General features: G+C 43.7%; 14 protein-coding genes. All 14 read left to right on the top strand.

Annotated features, from left to right (window positions below; genetic code table 11):
- Positions 1-91 precede the first annotated feature (91 nt).
- On the top strand, positions 92-2,215 hold the full coding sequence (locus GON22_RS22595) for a glycosyltransferase (protein WP_160398374.1): 2,124 nt from the start codon (positions 92-94) through the stop codon (positions 2,213-2,215).
- The gene (locus tag GON22_RS22590) at positions 2,212-2,907 is read left to right on the top strand and encodes a WbqC family protein (RefSeq protein ID WP_160398373.1); all 696 of its coding nucleotides are present in this window, start codon (positions 2,212-2,214) and stop codon (positions 2,905-2,907) included. Before GON22_RS22595 ends, GON22_RS22590 begins: the two co-directional genes overlap by 4 nt.
- Positions 2,908-3,348, top strand: a complete 441-nt coding sequence (locus GON22_RS26270; protein WP_160398372.1) for a GNAT family N-acetyltransferase — start codon at positions 2,908-2,910, stop codon at positions 3,346-3,348.
- A gap of 29 nt (positions 3,349-3,377) precedes the next feature.
- A complete protein-coding gene (locus GON22_RS22580) occupies positions 3,378-4,319 on the top strand; it encodes a glycosylase (protein ID WP_202113456.1) in 942 nt (313 codons plus the stop codon).
- A complete protein-coding gene (locus GON22_RS22575; RefSeq protein WP_160398370.1) occupies positions 4,319-5,257 on the top strand; it encodes a hypothetical protein in 939 nt (312 codons plus the stop codon). Before GON22_RS22580 ends, GON22_RS22575 begins: the two co-directional genes overlap by 1 nt.
- Positions 5,254-6,000, top strand: coding sequence for a class I SAM-dependent methyltransferase (locus GON22_RS22570; protein WP_160398369.1), 747 nt, complete (start codon positions 5,254-5,256; stop codon positions 5,998-6,000). Before GON22_RS22575 ends, GON22_RS22570 begins: the two co-directional genes overlap by 4 nt.
- Before the next feature lie 23 nt (positions 6,001-6,023).
- Positions 6,024-7,181 carry a DegT/DnrJ/EryC1/StrS family aminotransferase gene (locus GON22_RS22565; RefSeq protein ID WP_237179307.1) on the top strand — a complete coding sequence of 386 codons (1,158 nt, stop codon included), beginning with the start codon at positions 6,024-6,026 and terminating at the stop codon, positions 7,179-7,181.
- Positions 7,182-7,447: 266 nt separating this feature from the next.
- Entirely contained in the window at positions 7,448-12,121 is a 4,674-nt protein-coding gene (locus tag GON22_RS22560; RefSeq protein WP_160398368.1) for a fibronectin type III domain-containing protein, read from the top strand.
- A 221-nt stretch (positions 12,122-12,342) separates the two neighbouring features.
- On the top strand, positions 12,343-12,888 hold the full coding sequence (hpf, locus tag GON22_RS22555; protein WP_160398367.1) for a ribosome hibernation-promoting factor, HPF/YfiA family: 546 nt from the start codon (positions 12,343-12,345) through the stop codon (positions 12,886-12,888).
- Between the two features lie 266 nt (positions 12,889-13,154).
- Entirely contained in the window at positions 13,155-15,665 is a 2,511-nt protein-coding gene (secA, locus tag GON22_RS22550) for a preprotein translocase subunit SecA (RefSeq protein ID WP_160398366.1), read from the top strand.
- A gap of 131 nt (positions 15,666-15,796) precedes the next feature.
- A protein-coding gene (gene prfB / locus GON22_RS22545; protein WP_160398365.1) for a peptide chain release factor 2 occupies positions 15,797-16,904 on the top strand; the annotation gives its coding sequence in 2 pieces (ribosomal slippage) (positions 15,797-15,868 and positions 15,870-16,904; 1,107 coding nt in all).
- A gap of 560 nt (positions 16,905-17,464) precedes the next feature.
- The gene (locus tag GON22_RS22540; RefSeq protein WP_160398364.1) at positions 17,465-17,950 is read left to right on the top strand and encodes a hypothetical protein; all 486 of its coding nucleotides are present in this window, start codon (positions 17,465-17,467) and stop codon (positions 17,948-17,950) included.
- Between the two features lie 189 nt (positions 17,951-18,139).
- The gene (locus GON22_RS22535) at positions 18,140-19,858 is read left to right on the top strand and encodes a hypothetical protein (RefSeq protein ID WP_160398363.1); all 1,719 of its coding nucleotides are present in this window, start codon (positions 18,140-18,142) and stop codon (positions 19,856-19,858) included.
- Entirely contained in the window at positions 19,848-20,303 is a 456-nt protein-coding gene (locus GON22_RS22530) for a hypothetical protein (RefSeq protein WP_160398362.1), read from the top strand. Before GON22_RS22535 ends, GON22_RS22530 begins: the two co-directional genes overlap by 11 nt.
- Positions 20,304-20,769 lie beyond the last annotated feature (466 nt).

The raw sequence follows: 20,769 nt of genomic DNA, 5'->3' as shown, positions 1-20,769 counted from the left end.
TCTACACAATTGTTTATCCTTTATCCGATATAAACAATAATAAGGCTAGTGTGTTTTTTTGGTCACGTATTATCTGATTGGGGGATTTTAAATGGAACATATATTAGAGAGTATTGAAGCAAGTCTTCAAACAAATCATATAAAAGAAGCTTCATCACTCATTAATGAGCATAGGCGGTTATTTGAAAACAATGCACGATTTTGGAATCTTAAGGGCGTGTTACATTATTCCAAGCAGGAGTTAGATATGGCGGTTCAATGTTTGACTACAGCAGTCAGATTAGACCCCGGTTATCCCGATGCAAAAATCAATCTTGAATTTATATCACAATTACAACAAGGAGAGGGCGGGATTAGAAGTGATGCCCTCGATGATAGTGGCTTTATTCAACGCAAAGTAGAAAGCTTGAATCAAGCTGTATTGTTAGTTGAGTCATGCGTAGCTATGCTGCATGAAGAAGAAACGGATGACGCATGGCGGCAGGTACTGACGAGAACGTATACTACAATGAATTGGTCGAGTGCTGACTTAACTCGATTACAGCAACTTGTTTCCTCTCGGTTTTTGATTAGAATCTATGAGAATATACTTCTGTGCATAGAAGAGACCTTGAATTATTCACAGGTCACTAATAAAGATGAGTTAATCATGGTGGTTGAGTTTACACTACTTTCATTACTAAAGGAGTTAAGGGAAGAAGTGCACTTTTTCGGACAAATCTATCCTGATCCTAATAAGTGGGACAGTTACTACCGCGATGAATTCAACTCAGCTAATTTAAACATATATGCAAAGCGATCTATGGAGAGCGGGGTATACAAATATCCTATTTCCATTGTCGTTCCAGCATATAACAAGTTAGAATTCACCAAGCAATGCGTAGAGTCTATATTGAAATATACACAAGATTTTGAGTTTGAATTGATTTTAGTAAATGATGGTTCTACTGATGGGACGAAAGAGTACTATGCAAGCATCAAACACCCGAATAAAAAGGTCATAAATTTATACAAAAACACTGGAGCTATGAATGCCTATTTTATTGGAACGAGGGCAGTAGAGGGCCGTGTACTCGTATCGGTTTCTAATGATGTTATCGTTTTGAATAATTGGTTGTCTAACTTAATGACCTGTTTAGAGTCGGATCCAACGATCGGCATGGTCGTGCCGATGACCAATAAAATTTCGAATAAGCAATCAATTAATGTAACTTATGAGTCTCATGAAGAGATGCAACAGTTTGCCGCTGCTTTTAACCATTCCGATCCCAATAAGTGGATGGAGAGAGAGCGTCTTTGTCCTTTTTTACATGTAGTGCCTATGGATATTTTCGGGAAAGGTCTTTGCCACGATCGCTTATATCAACATGCCGAATTTTGCGATGATGATATTTCTTTGCTTTTACGGAAAAGTGGCTACAAACTAATATTAGCCGGAGATACATACTGCCATCATTACGGAAGCGTTAGTTTACGAGAAGGGCAGAAGGATAATAACTCACTTAATGTTAGTAGGGAGATCTTTAAACAAAAGCATAAAATCGATCCGTGGAATGACATTATTGACGGCGTGGACTATTTATATTCGGGTTTCGAATTAAGAGAAAAAGCTTCGGTCCGATTGCTAAGTTTAGATCCTGGATTTGGCAAGGTTCCCTATGCTATACGGAATCATTACAAGAACGCGGGTATTTTAGATGTTCAATTGGTTAATGCTGTGTTCGATCGTACATTTGCCACGGTCTACGAACAGTTTCACGATCCGTTTATTTTCGTCCAATCGATTCATGAACTTGTTCAAGAAGTATCTGGACATCGATATGATCACATCTTGTTGTGTAAACCGCTTGAATATTACGATGAAATAGAGCAGCTTATTCGATCGATCAATAAGTTGCTGACTGAGGATGGGGAGTTCCGTTTTGTAGTCAGTAATCCTTACAGTGCTAATGTTATTAGCAACCTCATCGCGTTAAATGGCACTTGGTTTAATGGAGGAATTGAGCGGAAGCTAATGTCTTTCTCGACAGTGGAGAAACTGTTAAAAGAAGAGGGGTTCGGCACAATCTCAGTCGAAGCCATACCATCGAAAGGCAATAATGAAATTGTAATCTCCGAACTTAAGAATACAGCTTCGAAAATAGGCGTAAAGATTCATGCCAAGCATGATTTGCTATTAGGTTCCGATACTATTATGTTCTCGGTGAAACGATGAAAATTGCCATTATGCAGCCTTATTTTTTACCGTATATCGGTTACTTTCAATTGTTAAAGGCTGTAGATTTATTTGTAGTCTACGACAATATAGAATATACCAAAAAAGGATGGATCAACCGCAACCGGTTTCTGCAGCAAGGGAAAGATGCATATTTCACCATACCTCTCCAAAAGGACGCTGATCATTTGCATGTCGTACAGAGGAAAGTAGCGACCGGGTTTAATCCGGATAAGCTTCTGAATCCAATAAAGAATGCATATAAGAAAGCTCCATTTTTTGTGGAGGGATATGGAGTAATCCAAGAAGCTGTGAAATGGGAGGAACGCAACTTGTTCGAATTCATTCACAGATCGATCGGTCTTGCTGCAAATCGCCTAAGGATCGATACGCCAGTTGTGGTTTCATCTTCTTTGCCGATTGATCATTCGCTTAGAGCACAAGAGAAAGTATTGGCTATATGTGATCATTTAAGGGCAAGCATTTACTATAATCCGATTGGCGGAATGGACCTTTATTCGAAAGAACAATTTTCCAGGCAGGGAGTTGCGCTATCATTTCTTAGATCTCGCTCAATTGAATACGCCCAATTCTGTACGCCGTTCGTGCCTTGGCTGTCAATTGTGGATGTAATGATGTTTAATGATCCTGCTCGAATTTCGAAAATGCTAGAGCATTATGAGGTGGTTTAAGTGGAAATCAAACAAATCACCTCAGTAGACGAAATCGAACGTCTATTAGCCAACTTCAATCATGATTTCCCAAGAACTCTTCATCACCGTGTGGGAGATTTAGGGGGTTATGCGACTAAGCTAGCTCAGAATGCACTCGTATATGTTGCCGGAGAAGGAGAACGTATACTGGGCTTTATTGCGTGCTACGCCAACGATACCGCGTGGAAAAAGGCTTATTTAGCTCAGATAGCGGTTTCAGCAGATTGCCGGAATAAAGGCATAGGAAAAACATTATTAAATTTAGTTTGTAAACGAGCGGTTCAATATGGCATGCAAACTATTTGGTTAGAGGTTGATCTTTCGAACATGGAAGCAATTACATATTATACTAAAAATGGGTTTGTGGTAATGGGCGGAGATTCGCTTGTTTCGCAGCTTATGATGAAGGAGTTAATATGAGCAGATTGAGTTGGAGGAAAAGAGGAATTGTGTTCGATCCGACATCCATTCCAGAACGAGCAGAATGGATGGATCAATTTGCGCAGGCACCTAATGTAATCATTTTTGATACATTTATAAGAGTTTATTTTAGTTGTAGGCCAAAACCAGATAATAATGGACAATACGTAAGCTACAGTGCATATGTGGATTTAAGCAGGGATCACAAGTTTAGCGTGTTGGGAGTAGCGGACAAACCTTGTTTGCAGCTAGGCAATACCGGCACATTTGATGAGTTCGGAACCTACCCGCTTTCTGCTATTCAGGATGACGATAAAATCGTTGCTTATTACGGTGGTTGGACGCGTTGCGAATCGGTGCCATTCGACGTTGCTATTGGATGTGCGAAGAGTGTGGATGGAGGTAAGACCTTTAATAAATTAGGCGACGGACCGGTTTTATCGTATTCGTTAGATGAACCATTTGTTGTAGCATCACCGAAAATCAATAAATTTGATGGAACCTGGTATTTATCTTACATTGCGGGTCGTAGCTGGTTTGAACATGAAGGCAGAACTGAAATTACGTACAAAATTCGAATGGCAACCTCACAAGACGGCATTCATTGGACGAAAGTAAATAGGGATCTTATAACGGATAAGTTAGGTGAAGACGAGGCGCAAGCATGTCCAGATATTATATATCGAAACAACAAATACCATATGTTTTTCTGCTATCGGCAAGCGATTGATTTCCGAAGAAACAAAGATAATAGTTATCGCATCGGATACGCTTATTCTGACGATTTAATGACATGGAAGCGGGATGATGAGCGCGTGGGACTAGATATCTCTACCGAGGGGTGGGACTCGGAAATGATCGCTTATCCTAACGTATTCGAACTGGATGGAAAAATATACATGTTTTATCTCGGTAACGAGGTTGGGAAATATGGCTTCGGGTTAGCGGAGCTCGAAGGGGATCTAATTTAATGGAATGGGAGAAACTGGGTAAAATTTTCGACACAGCTGAACATGGGTTAATATTTGCGCAATCACCCCAAACGCTTGTATTTGATAATTTTGTAAGGGTTTATTTTTCTACCAGGGTACAGGATGATGGTAAATATTTGAGTCACATTGCATTTGTTGATTTTGATAAAAGTTTTACCCATATTATAAATCGATCCACGAATATGGTAATTCCGTTAGGGGAATTAGGCTGTTTTGATGAGCATGGCATATTCCCAATGAATGTTGTTAGGCGAGGTGAAGTAATATATGGATTCATCTCGGGCTGGACGAGAAGAAGATCCGTTTCTGTCGATACAGGAATCGGGTTGGCTGTGTCTACGGACAAAGGAGAGACATTTGAACGGCTTGGCAATGGACCGATATTAACATCGTCACTGTACGAACCAAATTTGGTAGGAGATCCGTTCGTACTTCATATGAATGATAAGTTCCACATGTGGTACATCTATGGGACTGGCTGGAGGGTATACGAAGGGAACGCACAGCCGGATCGTACTTACAAGATCGGTCATGCAGTTTCCGATGATGGGGTTAATTGGGAAAAATCCAACAGACAACTAATTGATGATAAATTTGTAGATGAAAGTCAGGCACTTCCGACAGTTGCTTATTTCAATAATAAATATCATATGTTCTTCTGTTACAGGCAATCATCTGATTTTCGCACCAATAGTACAAGAGCTTATCGTCTCGGATACGCATATTCAATTGATCTAATAAATTGGGTTCGAAATGACGATGACTCAGGTATAGATATTTCTGCAGGCAGTTGGGATTCTGATATGATGTGTTATCCTCATCTGTTTAGCGTTGATAATCAAATGTATCTGCTCTATAACGGCAACGAGTTTGGTAAGCATGGTTTTGGAATCGCACGTCTAAAGGAGTCACTATGAACAGTCAACGAAATTATGATGAAGAGCTTAAAGATACCAGAGAGCGTAAATATGCATACAACTTCGATTTGGATGTTATGCATCCGTATATGCTCCGTTCGTTCAAGCCTTTCTTAATAAAAGGTAATTTGCTCGAGCTTGGCAGTTACAATGGTGATTTTACTAGCCGGTTTTTACCGTTATTTGATGACATCACTTGTGTTGAAGCTTCGCAAGAAGCGCATGATTATGCAGCTAATCGAGTTGGTAATCGCGTTAAGCTTGTTCACTCTCTATTTGAAGAGGCGGTTCTTCCTTCTAAGTACGATAATGTTGTGTTGACACATGTACTGGAGCATTTGGACGATCCTGTGGCCCTACTCGCGAAGGTGAACGATGAATGGTTATCAGATATAGGGCGATTTTTCATTGTATGTCCCAATGCGAATGCGCCATCTAGGCAAATTGCTGTGAAGATGGGGTTAATTACGCATAATAGTGCTGTGACAGAACCCGAGGCTGCTCACGGTCATCGTATTACATACTCATTAGATACTTTGGAGAGAGACATTAAGAAATCTGGGCTGCGAATTGTCCATCGTTCGGGTATTTTCTTTAAAGCACTAGCTAATTTTCAATGGGACCGTCTTCTCGAAACTGATATTATTTCAAAACAATACTTGGATGGTTGTTACGAACTCGGACAGCAGTATCCTGACCTATGCTCTAGTATTTTCTTCGTATGTGAGAAGGGTGACATCTAGGCGAAATTTAAGGAGGGCTTCCATTGAAAATTAATGTGACGAAATCTTCATTGCCCCCTTTTGAGGAGTATATTAATGAAATTCAGTCTATTTGGGAAACACAATGGATGACGAATATGGGTGAAAAGCATGCGAGACTAGAATCGGAACTAGAGACTTACCTTCAAGTTCCGCAGGTTTCCTTGTTCACGAACGGACACATCGCTTTAGAGATGGCAATTGAGGCGTTGGAGTTGTCAGGCGAAATCATTACTACCCCGTTCACTTTCGCGTCAACAACTCATGCAATTACTAGGCGTGGGCTAACTCCAGTATTCGGTGATATAACGTGGGATGACCATACGCTTGATGCAGCATATATTGAATCTCTTATTACGGAGAAGACATCTGCAATTATGCCTGTCCACGTTTATGGTAATATATGTAATATTGAGGAAATTGATAGAGTTGCTAAGAAATACAACCTTAAAGTAATTTTCGATGCTGCACATGCTTTCGGGATAACGCGTAATGGTCAAGGAGTTGGAAACTATGGTGATATCTCAATGTTCAGTTTACATGCTACTAAAGTATTTAACTCCATTGAAGGCGGAGTATTGACCTTTGCCCAGGAAGAATATAAAAAACGTCTCTATAAAATCAAAAACTTTGGGATTGAGTCCCCTGAAAGTGTTGTATTTAGTGGCGGGAACGGGAAGATGAATGAATTCTCTGCAGCGATGGGAATATGTAATCTACGTTACATTGACCATAATATCGAGCAGAGAAAATGGGTGACGGCAATGTATATGGAGCGGTTGTCTGATATTAAAGGCTTGCAATTAAGGCAAGTACAAAACGGCGTAAAATCAAACTACGCTTATTTCCCAGTGGTAATTGATGAGAAAGTATTTGGTAGCACTAGGGATGAACTTCACACCGTACTTGCGGATGAGAACATTGTTGCTCGAAAGTATTTCTACCCGCTTACTAACATGTTCGAATGTTATCGGGGGAAGTATAATGCTGATAATACACCCGTAGCACGCTATATCTCTGAGAGAGTGTTAACCTTGCCAATCTATCCAGATATCTCGTCGGAAGATATTGATCGTATTTGTTCTATTATTCGGAAACAGAGCAATGTATCGGATTATTATGAAGGTCGTTTATTTGTTGAACGAACCCCTTCGTCGGCGTAAATTCAGCTATGATTATTGCTTTCGTTTATTGCATTTAAATAGAATTATTGAATACAGAGAAACCAACGTTTTTTCAAACGTTGGTTTCTTTTTTTTTTTTTTTTTTTTTTTTTTTTTTTGTTTTTTAATATCTAATTTTTATAAAATTGTGAATTTTTATGATCAAAGAGATAACTGGAACAATTTGTCTAAATTATAAGAAATATATGGAAGGAGGATGGAGGGTTTTAACTAGATTTGAATTATAGATTTTAGGAGGATATTGGATGAAACGTTTTATTGCACTATTGCTAGCTTGTACCCTTGTATTAACATCGGGTATCATCAGCCAACCAGGAAAAGCATTTGGAGCACAAGTATGGTCCCTTTCTAGCGCAGACAATACATACCAGCTAGGAGCAAGCACGACGAATGATGTGACGATCAACGGGCAGTTAACGAAGTTGATTTGGGATCGTTACAGGCCATTTCATGCTGTAGGCATCTCTATTATTAACACACAGCACGCAGACGCTTCTAATGTTGGGGAAATAGAGAATGTAGAGTATGGTTCTTACTATTCGCAATATACAGGATACATACCGCATGCATTTAGAGTGAAAGTAACAATGACACGCTACTTTATTGTAAAAACAACTGCTATAGATGGGCAAGTCCCCGATACTTCGTTTACTGATGTGTACGGCAATACAACTCCAAGATTATATGAAGTTTACCCAGCAATGTATTATGTAATCGATGCAGACTCTAAGAAAGTGGTAGATTTCGAGTCACGTTTGAATTATTGGTATTACAACGATACTGAACCACATGGGTTCCTGCCAGAAAACATTGCAACACCTACTGTTACGGCGAGTTCAACCACAGATAGCATTACTTTAAATTGGACGACAGTAGCTGGGGCGTCGGGTTATGAAGTGGAAGTTGACGGTGCAGTCGTTCAAGTGGGGAGCAACACTAGCTATACCCAAACGGGTCTCGTAGCGGCATCGTTACATACCTATAAAGTGAGAGCGGTTGGCGGTACTTGGAGCATTCCGTTTAGTTACTCAGCAAGTCCGATGGTACCGAGCAACATAACAGTTGTAGCGACGAACAAATCATTAAATTTCAGTTGGGCTACATCAAATAACATTAAGAAGTTCGAAGTGGAATACGACGGCGTAGTAGAGTCAGTAGATCAAGCGCTCTCGTTATTTAAAAACAATCTAGTATCAGATAGTTCGCACACATTTAGAATCAGGGCGGTTAACAGTGCGTCCTATAGTGATTGGAGCGAACTGATCACAACGAAAGTATTGCTTACTACACCAACGGTAAGTGGGACTTCAAGTAATACGGATATTACTCTGACGTGGCCAGCAATTCCGGGAGCGACGTCATACGAAATAATCGCAGACGGTAACACAATAAATGTGGGCAATGTGAATAGCTACACACACAGTGGGCTGGTTGAAGGGACGTCTCATAAGTATAAAGTGAGAGCGGTTAACCTAGATAACGCTAGTGCATGGAGCGCTGAAATTACTAAGAGCACGGTTCCAGCACTAACATCGATCGTAAGCGCAACATCAGCAACGAGCACGACGGCAACCGTAACGTGGACGGCGGTAACCGGAGCTACAGGATATGATCTAGAAATTAACGGAACCGCGGTAGCGGTAACGGGCACGAGTTCGACGAGAAGCGGGCTGACGGCAGATACGGCGTATACATTCCGTATTCGCTCCAAAAACACAGGTGGCGTAAGCGACTGGAGCGCACCGGTAACGGTGAAAACATTGATCACAACGCCAACACTGACTGCAACACCGGGCAGCACGGACATGGCCTTAAGTTGGGCGGCTATTCCAGGTGCCACGGCATATGAGATCGATGCTGATGGCGTCGTGACCAATGTAGGGAATGTAACGAATTATGTACACACGGGATTAGCAACAGGAACCTCCCATTCGTACAAAATCCGCGCATTAAATGCAGATAACGCAAGCTTGTGGAGCAATGCAGTAACGAAAGCTACAATTTCGGGACCGACGACAATTACAAGCGCGGTGTCGCCAACTAGTACGAGCCTGACAGTCAATTGGAATGCGGCGGCAGGCGCAACGGGCTACGATCTAGAAGTAAACGGATCTATTCTTTCGTTCACGAACTACACAAGCCGTCCGGTGTCTAACTTAACGCCGGATACGGCATATACGCTTCGTATTCGTTCCAAGAATGCAAGCGGTGTGAGTGACTGGAGCGCGCCATATACGGTGAAAACATTGTTGGCTACGCCGACATTGGCAGGCACCTCGGCAAGTAATGACATTACGCTGGCATGGCCGGCAGTAGCGGGTGCAACTTCTTATGAAATTGATGCCGATGGCACAGTAACGAACGTAGGCGATGTCACGAGCTTCACGCATACTGGACTGCTAACAGGAACGGCACATAACTACAAGATTCGCGCCCTGAATGCAGACAATGCAAGCTTGTGGAGCGCAGTGTTGGCGAAGAGCACGATTCCAGCGCCAACATCGATCGTGAGCGCAACTTCAGCAACAAGCACGACGGCAACCGTAACATGGACGGCAGTAACGGGAGCTACCGGATATGATCTAGAAATCAACGGAACTGCGGTAGCGGTAACGGGCACAAGTTCAGCGAGAAGCGGCCTGACGGCAGACACGCTTTATACATTCCGTATTCGCTCCAAAAACACAGGTGGCGTAAGCGACTGGAGCGCGCCGGTAACGGTGAAAACATTGATCACAACGCCAACACTGACTGCAACGCCGGGCAGCACGGACATGACCTTAAGTTGGGCGGCTATTCCAGGTGCCACGGCATATGAGATCGATGCTGATGGCGTCGTGACCAATGTAGGGAATGTAACGAATTATGTGCACACGGGATTAGCAACAGGCACCTCCCATTCCTACAAAATCCGCGCATTAAATGCAGATAACGCAAGCTTGTGGAGCAATGCGGTAACGAAAGTTACAGTTTCGGGACCGACGACAATTACAAGCGCAGTATCGCCAACCAGTACGAGCCTGACAGTCAATTGGAATGCGGCGGCGGGCGCAACGGGCTACGATCTGGAAGTAAATGGATCTATTCTTTCGTTCACGAACTACACAAGCCGTCCGGTGTCTAACTTAACGCCGGATACGGCATATACGCTTCGTATTCGTTCCAAGAATGCAAGCGGTGTGAGTGACTGGAGCGCGCCATATACGGTGAAAACATTGTTGGTTACGCCGACATTGGCAGGCACATCGGCAAGTAATGACATTACGCTGGCATGGCCGGCAGTAACAGGTGCAACTTCTTATGAAATTGATGCCGATGGCACAGTAACGAACGTAGGCGATGTCACGAGCTTCACGCATACAGGACTGCTGACAGGAACGGCACATAACTACAAGATTCGCGCCCTGAATGCAGACAATGCAAGCTTGTGGAGCGCAGTGTTGACGAAGAGCACGATTCCAGCGCCAACATCGATCGTAAGCGCAACTTCAGCAACGAGCACGACGGCAACCGTAACATGGACGGCAGTAACGGGAGCAACCGGATATGATCTAGAAATCAACGGAACTGCGGTAGCGGTAACGGGCACAAGTTCAGCGAGAAGCGGCCTGACGGCAGATACGCTTTATACCTTCCGCATTCGCTCCAAAAACACTGGTGGCGTGAGTGACTGGAGCGCACCGGTATCTGTGAAAACATTGTTGACAACGCCGACGCTCGCCGCAGTACCAGGCAGCACGGACATGGCATTAAGCTGGGCGGCTATTCCAGGCGCGACGGCATACGAGATCGATGCTGACGGTGTCGTGACCAATGTAGGGAATTTAACGAATCGTGTGTTCATGGGATTAGCAACAGGAACCTCCCATTCCTACAAAATCCGCGCATTAAATGCAGATAACGCAAGTTTGTGGAGTGCGGCGTTAGCCAAATCGACGATACCAGCAGCATCGACGATTACAAGCGCGGTATCTCCAAGCAATACGACGTTGAACGTGGCATGGGCAGCATCGACAGGTGCAACCGGCTATGATCTAGAAGTAAATGGATCAATCATTAGCTATGCAAACTATACAAGCCGGACAGTGACGGGCTTGGTACAGGATACGGGTTACACGCTTCGCGTTCGCACGAAGAATGCTAGCGGTAACAGTGACTGGAGCTCGCCAGTAACGGTGAAGACGCTGCTGACAACGCCAACGCTTGCCGCAGCTGCAGGCAGCACGGATATGACGTTGAGTTGGGCAGCCATTCCAGGTGCAACTGCTTATGAGATTGATGCTGATGGCGTCGTAACCAATGTAGGGAATGTAACGAGTTACACGCATTCGGGACTGCTTACGGGTTCAGCTCATTCTTATAAAATCCGTGCCTTGAATGTAGACAATGCAAGCCTCTGGAGCACTGCATTGGCGAAACCAACGATTCCAGCGCCAACAACCATTACGGGTGCGACTTCAACTGCGAGCACGTCGATTACTGTGGTGTGGCCGGCAGTAGCAGGTGCAACAAACTATGAGCTTGATTTTAATGGAACGATCGTTTCTACTGCGGGAACAAGCTATACCAAGACAGGTTTAGTAACAGATACGGAGTACAATGTTCGAATCCGTTCTAAGAATGCGAGCGGAACGAGCGACTGGAGTTCGCCTGTGCCGACTCGCACAATTCTAGGCACACCGGCTTCAATCACGTTCACGGCTGCAAGCACCTCTATGGCATTAAGCTGGGCAGCGATTGCAGGTGCGACGGGCTATGAGATTGAAATCGATGGCGTAGTCGTCAATGTAGGGAATGTAACGAGCTATACAGCAACGGGCTTCCTGCCGAATACGACGCATACGTTCCGAATTCGTGCGGTTAACGCTGTTAACAGCGGACTATGGGGCACGTTGTATTCGAAAAAAACAACAACGTAAACCAACAGCAATAGCACTTATTAAAGGCGGAGTCGCGTAACAGCGACTCTGCTTTTTTTTATGACAGCAATCGACATTGGAGTTACATAATCCATAAATAAAGTAAGCGCATTCTCTTTCTTTCAACAAAATTTTCAGAAAATTCTTAAATAACTGAAAATAAAGATGTTCTACAGCCTGGCCCTGTGCTATAATAAGAATAAGTAAAGGAGGAGTGCCCTATGAAATACAATATTCGAGGTCAACACATCCAAGTGACGGAAGCGCTTCGCGAATACGTCGAGAAGAAGACTAGCCGCCTGGAAAAGTATTTTGAAGCACCAGAAACCTCCGAAACGAATGTTACCCTATCGGTAACCAAAGGATATCACGCAGTTGAGGTATCAATACCGCTGACGGGTGCCATGCTGCGTGCTGAAGTGAAGAGCGAGGATATGTACGCTTCGATCGACGCGGTAGTGGACAAACTGGAACGTCAAATTCGCAAACACAAAACAAAAGTAAATCGCAAACTCCGCAATGAAAGCGGGCTACGCACTTTCTTCAAGGATTCGGGATCAGCTGTCCGTCTATTAGATGAAGAGGAGGATTTCGAGGTCGTCCGTACGAAACAGTTCACGTTCAAACCGATGGATGTGGAGGAAGCGATTTTACAAATGAATATGGTTGGGCATAATTTCTTCGTCTTTGCCAACTCTGATACGAAGGAAGTGAATGTCGTCTACAAGCGTAGCGACGGTAAATACGGGCTCATCGAGCAACGCTAATGCTCATTACGCACCAACAAATATCCCATTGAATATGGCAGCCCCTTTTCCGCTGGAGAAGGGGCTTTATTGCGTTAATTGCAGGGAATACCTGTTGGATGCTGGAAACACTGTGAAGTACATTGCGACAAAGTGCTCAAACTGTTACAATTTAGGCATTGAGAGAAAGCGTACCCGCCCTCATATGAATCCGTATGATGACAGGCGGCGACGGGCAAGATGACGTATTTGAATACGGGGTACGATGAAAGGTAGGGCGGTTGCTGATGCTCGGATTAGTGAAGAAAATATTTGGCGATGCGAACGAACGTGAAGTTAAACGGTTGATGCGTACGGTCGAACAAATTAACGCAATAGAGCCACAGTTTACAGGGCTGTCGGACGAAGCGCTGCGTGCAAAAACGCAGGAGTTCAAAGAGCGCCTTGCGAAGGGCGAGGAGATTGACGACATCTTGCCGGAGGCATTTGCTACGGTTCGTGAAGCGGCGAAGCGTACACTCGGCATGCGCCACTTTGACGTGCAGCTGATCGGCGGTATGGTGCTCCATGACGGCAAGATCGCAGAGATGAAGACCGGCGAAGGCAAAACGCTCGTTGGTACGCTTCCAGTTTACCTAAACGCGTTGCTGGGCAAAGGTGTTCACGTTATTACGGTCAATGACTACCTCGCACAGCGGGATAGCCAGCTCATGGGCCAAGTCTACGAGTTTCTCGGCCTTACGGTCGGCTGTAACCTGCACGGCTTGACGCACGCAGAGAAGCAAGAGGCTTACGCTTGCGACATTACGTACGGCACGAATAACGAATATGGCTTTGACTACTTGCGCGATAACATGGTTCTTTATAAGGAACAAATGGTACAACGCCCGTTGTACTTTGCCATCATAGACGAAGTGGACTCTATTCTGATTGACGAAGCACGTACGCCGCTCATCATTTCGGGCCAAGCTGCGAAGTCGACGGAGATGTATTTTGCAGCTGACCGGTTCGTTAGCCGCATGAAGCAAGAGGAAGACTTTACGATTGACATTAAGCTGCGTAACGTAACGCTGACTGAAGCGGGTGTCGAGAAGGCAGAGCGTGCATTTGGCATCGATAACTTATATGATCACGCACATGTACTTTTAAACCACCACATTCAACAGGCGTTGAAGGCTACCTTCATTATGCGCCGCGATGTTGATTATGTTGTACAAGACGAAGAAGTTATTATCGTTGACGAATTTACAGGCCGCCTGATGGCGGGACGCCGTTATAGCGATGGCTTGCATCAAGCGATCGAGGCGAAGGAACAGATTAAGGTTCAGAACGAGAGCATGACGCTCGCGACGATTACGTTCCAGAACTACTTCCGTATGTACCGCAAGCTGGCGGGCATGACGGGTACGGCGAAGACGGAGGAAGAGGAGTTCAAGAAGATTTATGGACTCGAGGTTGTCCAGATTCCGACGAACCGTACGAACATTCGCCAGGACTCGCCAGACGTGGTCTACAAGTCGGAGAACGGCAAGTTCAAGGCAGTAGTTGAGGAAATTGTAAAACGCCACGCAAACAACCAACCAGTGCTCGTCGGTACGGTGTCGATTGAGAACTCAGAGCGTGTCTCCGAGATGCTTAAGAAACGCGGAGTTACGCACAAGGTACTGAATGCGAAGTACCATGCGGAAGAGGCGGAAATTATTTCGCGCGCTGGCCAAGCGGGCTCGGTTACGATCGCTACGAACATGGCTGGCCGGGGTACGGATATTTTGCTCGGCGAGGCAGTTCCAGAAACAGGCGGCTTGCACATTATCGGTACGGAGCGCCATGAGAGCCGCCGGATCGACAACCAGCTGCGTGGCCGTGCGGGACGCCAAGGCGACCCAGGCTCGTCCCAGTTCTACCTGTCGCTCGAGGATGAGCTGATGCGCCGCTTCGGTGCAGAGAACATCATGGGCATGATGGAGCGCCTTGGTTTTGACGAAGACCAACCGATCGAGAGCCGGATGATTTCCCGTGCAGTTGAATCGGCTCAGAAGCGCGTCGAAGGCAACAACTTCGATATGCGGAAAGTCGTCTTGCAGTACGATGACGTTATGAACCAGCAGCGCGAAATCATTTATAAACAGCGCCGCGAAGTATTGGAGTCTGAGAACATTCGCCAAATCGCGACGGACATGATCAAGCCGGTAGTAGAACGGATCGTCGAAGCGCATTGCGAAGGCGATATTCCGGAGGAGTGGGATCTGCAGGCAATTGTAGATTACGCACACGGAAACTTGCTGAAAGAAGACACGATCACGAAAGACGAGCTGTGGGGCAAGGAAAAAGAAGAGATCATCGAGCTGCTGTTCGATAAAGTGCAACAGCTGTACGATGAGCGCGAAGAGTTGATTGGCGAGGAAACGATGCGTGAGTTCGAGAAGGTTGTCGTACTCCGTGCAGTTGACTCTAAGTGGATGGATCATATCGACGCGATGGACCAGCTTCGCCAAGGCATCCACCTCCGTGCATACGGCGGTACGGACCCACTTCGTGAATACCAATTCGAAGGATTCGAGATGTTCAAGGAAATGATCGAGAACATTCAAGAAGAGATTACGAAGTATATTATGAAGGCGCATGTCGAGAATAATCTTGAGCGCCAAGAAGTGGCGAAGGGCCAGACGGAGTCCGGCGGCAGCGGGGAACCAGCAGCGAAGCGTCCGGTTCAAAAGGATGATGCAGAGCGTATTGGCCGCAACGATCCATGCCCTTGTGGCAGCGGCAAGAAGTATAAGCTGTGCCACGGCAAGTAAGAAAACGGTGAGTTAACGGCAGGCGGACGCGTTCGAGGCATTCGGCGTTGTCCGCCTTTCTTTTCACGTCCAGCGCCTATGCGGCATAACGTGTAGGACGGGAACATACAGATTGAGGTGAAGCGATAACCATGATAGACATTAAGGTGAAACAAGACCTGCGTGAGATGGCGAAGCGGCTCCAAGAACTCAGGGGGTCTCTTTGACTTAGACCTTAAGCAAGAGATCATCGCCAACTTCGAAGAGAAGATGACGGCACCAGACTTCTGGGATGATAATGATAAGGCGCAAGCCGTTATTTCCGAGATGAACGCGGTCAAGTCGACGGTGGAGAAGTACGAGAAGCTCGCAGGGGATCATGACGATCTCTCCACGATGCTGGAGATGGCGGAGGAAGAAGGCGACGATTCATTCGAGTCTGAGCTGACAGACGGCGTAGAATCGCTTGTGAAGCGCATCAGCGACTTTGAGCTGACGTTGCTGCTGAACCAGCCTTACGACAAGCTGAACGCGATTCTAGAGCTTCACCCGGGCGCTGGCGGCACCGAGTCGCAGGACTGGGGCCAGATGCTCTACCGGATGTACACGCGTTGGGCGGAGAAGAGCGGCTTCAAGGTCGAACTGCTCGACTATTTGCCAGGCGATGAAGCGGGCATTAAGAGCGTAACGATCTCGGTCAAAGGCTATAACGCCTACGGGTATCTCAAAGCGGAGAAGGGCGTCCATCGCCTCGTTCGCATCTCGCCGTTTGACTCCTCGGGACGCCGCCATACGTCGTTCGTATCTTGTGACGTTATGCCGGAAATCGATGATGACATCGAGATTGAAATCCGGACGGAAGACCTGAAGGTCGATACGTACCGTGCCAGCGGCGCAGGCGGCCAGCACGTCAATAAGACGGAGTCTGCCATCCGGATTACGCATATCCCTTCCGGCATCATCGTAGCCTGCCAGACGCAGCGTTCCCAGATCCAGAACCGCGAGCAAGCGATGAAAATGCTCCGTTCCAAGCTCTATGAGCGCAAAATCGAAGAGCAGCAAAAGCATCTTGCTGAGATTCGCGGCGAGCAATCTGATATCGCATGGGGCAGCCAGATTCGCTCCTACGTGTTCCATCCGTACAGCATGGTCAAGGACCATCGTACGTCGGTGGAGACGGGTAACGTTGGTGCTGTAATGGACGGAGATCTGGATGCGTTTATCGATGGGTATTTGCGGAGCCAGATTCGGCATGAATAGCTTTATAAAATAGATTTAGGAACGCACAGTGTTACACACTGTGCGTTTTGCGTGAAAGCAAGAGGTGGTGTACATCACCCCTTCCCATTGAGCACATCATAGAAAAATCCTCCTCAAAAGCTAAATAGAGGAGGATTTTTCTATGCGCAGCGCCACTTTCTTCACGAATTTAAACTGGTGTTCTTTGTTCCTGTTCAAGTGGTTTCGGATGCTAAGTCTAAGAATCGGTTCTAGTACTTTCAGTATCTCTTCGAGCAGGTGCCTTAGCTTTCCGGTCTAAAGGATCTGGGAGTGCTAGACAAACAGCTTTTGTGGGTGGATTGATTGCTGCTGAATTGTCTGGTGTTTATAGATTAAATTGCGAAAAATAGCCCTCATCTTGTGTATAAAGTGGGGGCTATTTCTCGCATTCACTACGAGATGCTGTGGTCAATTTGGGTGGTCATTCAATACATTATTTCATTGTTCTAACAAAATTGTTATATCGTAGATATTACTTGATTAAGCAAATCGTGTTTCAATTATCTCTGTAATAAATAATATAAACAGGAGGTAGTTTTATGAGAAAAAAAATAGGTGCATTGCTATTGGGGTCAGTTATGATGGTTTCTTTCGCATCAAATGCTTTTGCGGCGAATCCGACAAGTACGACTTGGAATCTTGATGGAACCAAGATAGGGGGGTTTCACGTCAGATCCCAGGGAACAATTTCGTTTGACTTACCTACAACTACTGTTAATTTTTCTGGGTGGGCTTCGTCTGTGTGGGACGGAGGATACTGTGATGATGTTGAAATGAAAATTTATGCTAAGGCTTCCATAACGAGATATGCTGGATTTAGTGAGGGCGGATTGCCATATCAGGAGCAGGCCACTCAAAATGGATGCAATGCGATAAATGTTTCAACAAGTATTAGTGAATCCTTCTCTTCTTGGACAATCAGTACAGCTACAGTTGTAGCTAGTGGATGGATAAAAATTCCGGATGGAGATATTTATGAACATGTTACCGCTAATGGAGACCATGGTTTAGATACATCTTCTTAGAGCTTTCTGGTATGAAATAATCAAAAGCACCCAATGGTGCTTTTGATTGTTTCATACGATGTTTTGGCTTAAGGCTTAGTGGACATAGACCTTAAGTAGAGAATCTCCGCCTCGCAGTAAAGGATCATCTTGCTGTATATTTGCGTTAAATGTTGTCGGGAACCTAATTAGAAGAGAACGAAGTAAGAGGTGGCAAAAGTGAAAGGACTACTAAGTCTGATAGTGCTGGCAATTCTGCTTACTGGGTGTAGTAACGCTTCATCAATTGGACAGCAAGCTGCCGCTATGGATCCTGTTTTAAAACAGCGTTATGCTGATCTCGGGCATATAGCTGGTTTTAAAGATGGTAAACCGAGTATTTACACAACTTTGTGGACACTTAAAACTTTAAACAAACTAGACATTAAAATCCCGCATAAAAGTGAAATAATTGATTGGATGAACTCTGTAGAACTTGTTCAACCTGTACATTCTACTGATAAAGCGAATACTGAGTGGTTAGAGGGGGTACCCCCAGAGTATGCTCTAATATTTCAGCTAGAAATATATAATGAACTTGAATCGAATGTTCCGACAAGATACCAACAGAATATTGATAGTCATTTTAAAGCGCGACAACAATCCGATGGTTCTTTTATTAGTGATGATGAAATTAAAGACCCACTCATTTCAACGCTATGGGCGATTAGAATTTATGATTTATTAAAGATGGAGATACCGAATAAAAAAAAGGTTCTACATTACATTAACAATGAATATTCTGCTTTAGATTCAGATATGAGTAAAATAAATCACGTATATTACTTGATTATGTTAAAAGAAACTATTCCAGAAGAACTTTTGATTCAATTCAAAGATGTAATAAAAGGATTATCTACAGATATATTTGATTCAAAAGATTTGTTTAGAAATACTCATATGTGGTATCAAATCAAAATGATATCTTCAACAGTTCCTGTTGATATTAATATTAATATAACGGAAGATAAGTTACTTTATTCTTTTGACCAGTATTTTAGTGGTGAGGGGACTAGTCTGGAAATTTTATACAAATACTCCGTTATATTTAAAGGCAGAATAAACGAAAAGGAGAAAGAGAAGTTAGAATCTAATTTCGAAAGTACTTATTTTAATAACGGTTGGAATTCTCTAGAAGGGATCATTAATGAAAATACAACAATGTATGGTTTATTTATAGCCAGAGAACTAAGTCAGATTAATGAACTTAATTTATCAGGAATTAAGAACTATTATTCATCTCTACTTACTCAAATTGAGAATTCGGATTCGTTCAATACATTTTTAGATTTAAAGTTCAGAATTATTTCAAAAAGTATTATCGTATTAGGTGACAAGGAATTAATAAATAATGCAAAGCGTTATTTATTAAGTAGAATTAAACTCTTAAGTGGAGAAGAAATTAATATATTGTCTATTACAGCATTGTTTGAATCCGCAAAAATATTAGGTGTACAACTTGGTCAGTATGAAGGAAGTGAAAGCAGCAAATCATTATTTAATCAATACAAACTAGACAATATAAATGAAATTAATATCGAGCAGTTATATCAATACTTTGTATTGCAGTACTACTTAGGGAGCCACGTAGATAGTGATATTATAAAGGAGAGTGTGTTACAATATATTCACCCCAAGGGAGGATTTAAGTTTAATTCCTATGATAACTCCCCCTCGTTAGAGGCAACCTATGTCGCTTCGAAGATCATTCGATATTTTAAATTAGAGGATTTGTTATCTAAGGAATTAGTGTCTTTAGATAACTTCTTAAACGAACAATTGACATTAATTAAAGATGAAAGTAATGCTTTTTTCTTAAGAGGGTTAATCTACATGAGTAAAGGGAATATTGATTCAGATGAACGTTCAAGGGGGCATAATGAAAAATAACGCGAATCTTTTTGTTGGTTATTGCTTTTTTGCTTGTTTGTTTTATTTGTGGAGCGTTAATTTAGTAATCATAATTTTATTTGTAATTACTTATTTGCTTATTTTTCCTAAAGTACAACCTTTATTTGAAAGCTTCTTCTCTCAACCTCCTAAGTTAAAAAGGGCTCTTTTATACTCGATTGTTGGAACTGTTTTGCTTATGAGTGCCTTTATTTTATCAAGTTATTTGTCAGATCTATATCATTTAAAAGCACGAGAGCTTCAGCCCTCGAATAGTAATTTGGAGCGTTTCGAAGAGCAATACTTGGACTTAATTCAGAGTAGCGAAAACTTTTCTAATATTAAATCAGCAATTCAATACTTGGTGTTTGTTATGATAGGAGTTATCTTAATTTTTGTAAAAGGGTTCATTAGTCTAAAAAGGAAAGGGTTGTCTCAAAGGTAGGCCCTCCCATTTGAAGAGACCGTCGATGAAGTTAGTCCATGGTATGTTGAATGTACAAAGAACCGTTCCTTCGTAGATGGTTGATCTTACTTCCATCTTTACTGAAAAACGGTTTTTTTTATTTTGCAAATGAGATGTAAATAGTAAAATTACTCTACAATATAGAGATATATAGTTAAAGGGTGGCTTCGTCTTTTTTTCCTGTATAGGCTCTTATTTTAGGTTAAATTCCTCCATGCAATCCACAAACTACTTCCAAACCGCGCGCCTTAGTCGTTTTAGCCTTTTTTTGATATTAGATTCGCTTGTGATACGAGATAATGCCTCAACCAGCACAAACAGGGTGAAAGTAGGATGTTTGGAGAGTTGTTTCTAATATGGGGTTATTCCTCAGGGGGGGGGGGGGGGGGGGCACGTTCTACCGTGACCTTGCCCCGAAAAAGAAGACACGCAGAAACCCTCAATG

Origin of the sequence: Paenibacillus sp. MMS18-CY102, from assembly GCF_009789195.1 — a bacterium.
Taxonomy (GTDB): domain Bacteria; phylum Bacillota; class Bacilli; order Paenibacillales; family Paenibacillaceae; genus Paenibacillus_T.
Note: the sequence above shows the minus strand (reverse complement) of the source record. Positions and strands in the feature narration are given on the sequence as shown.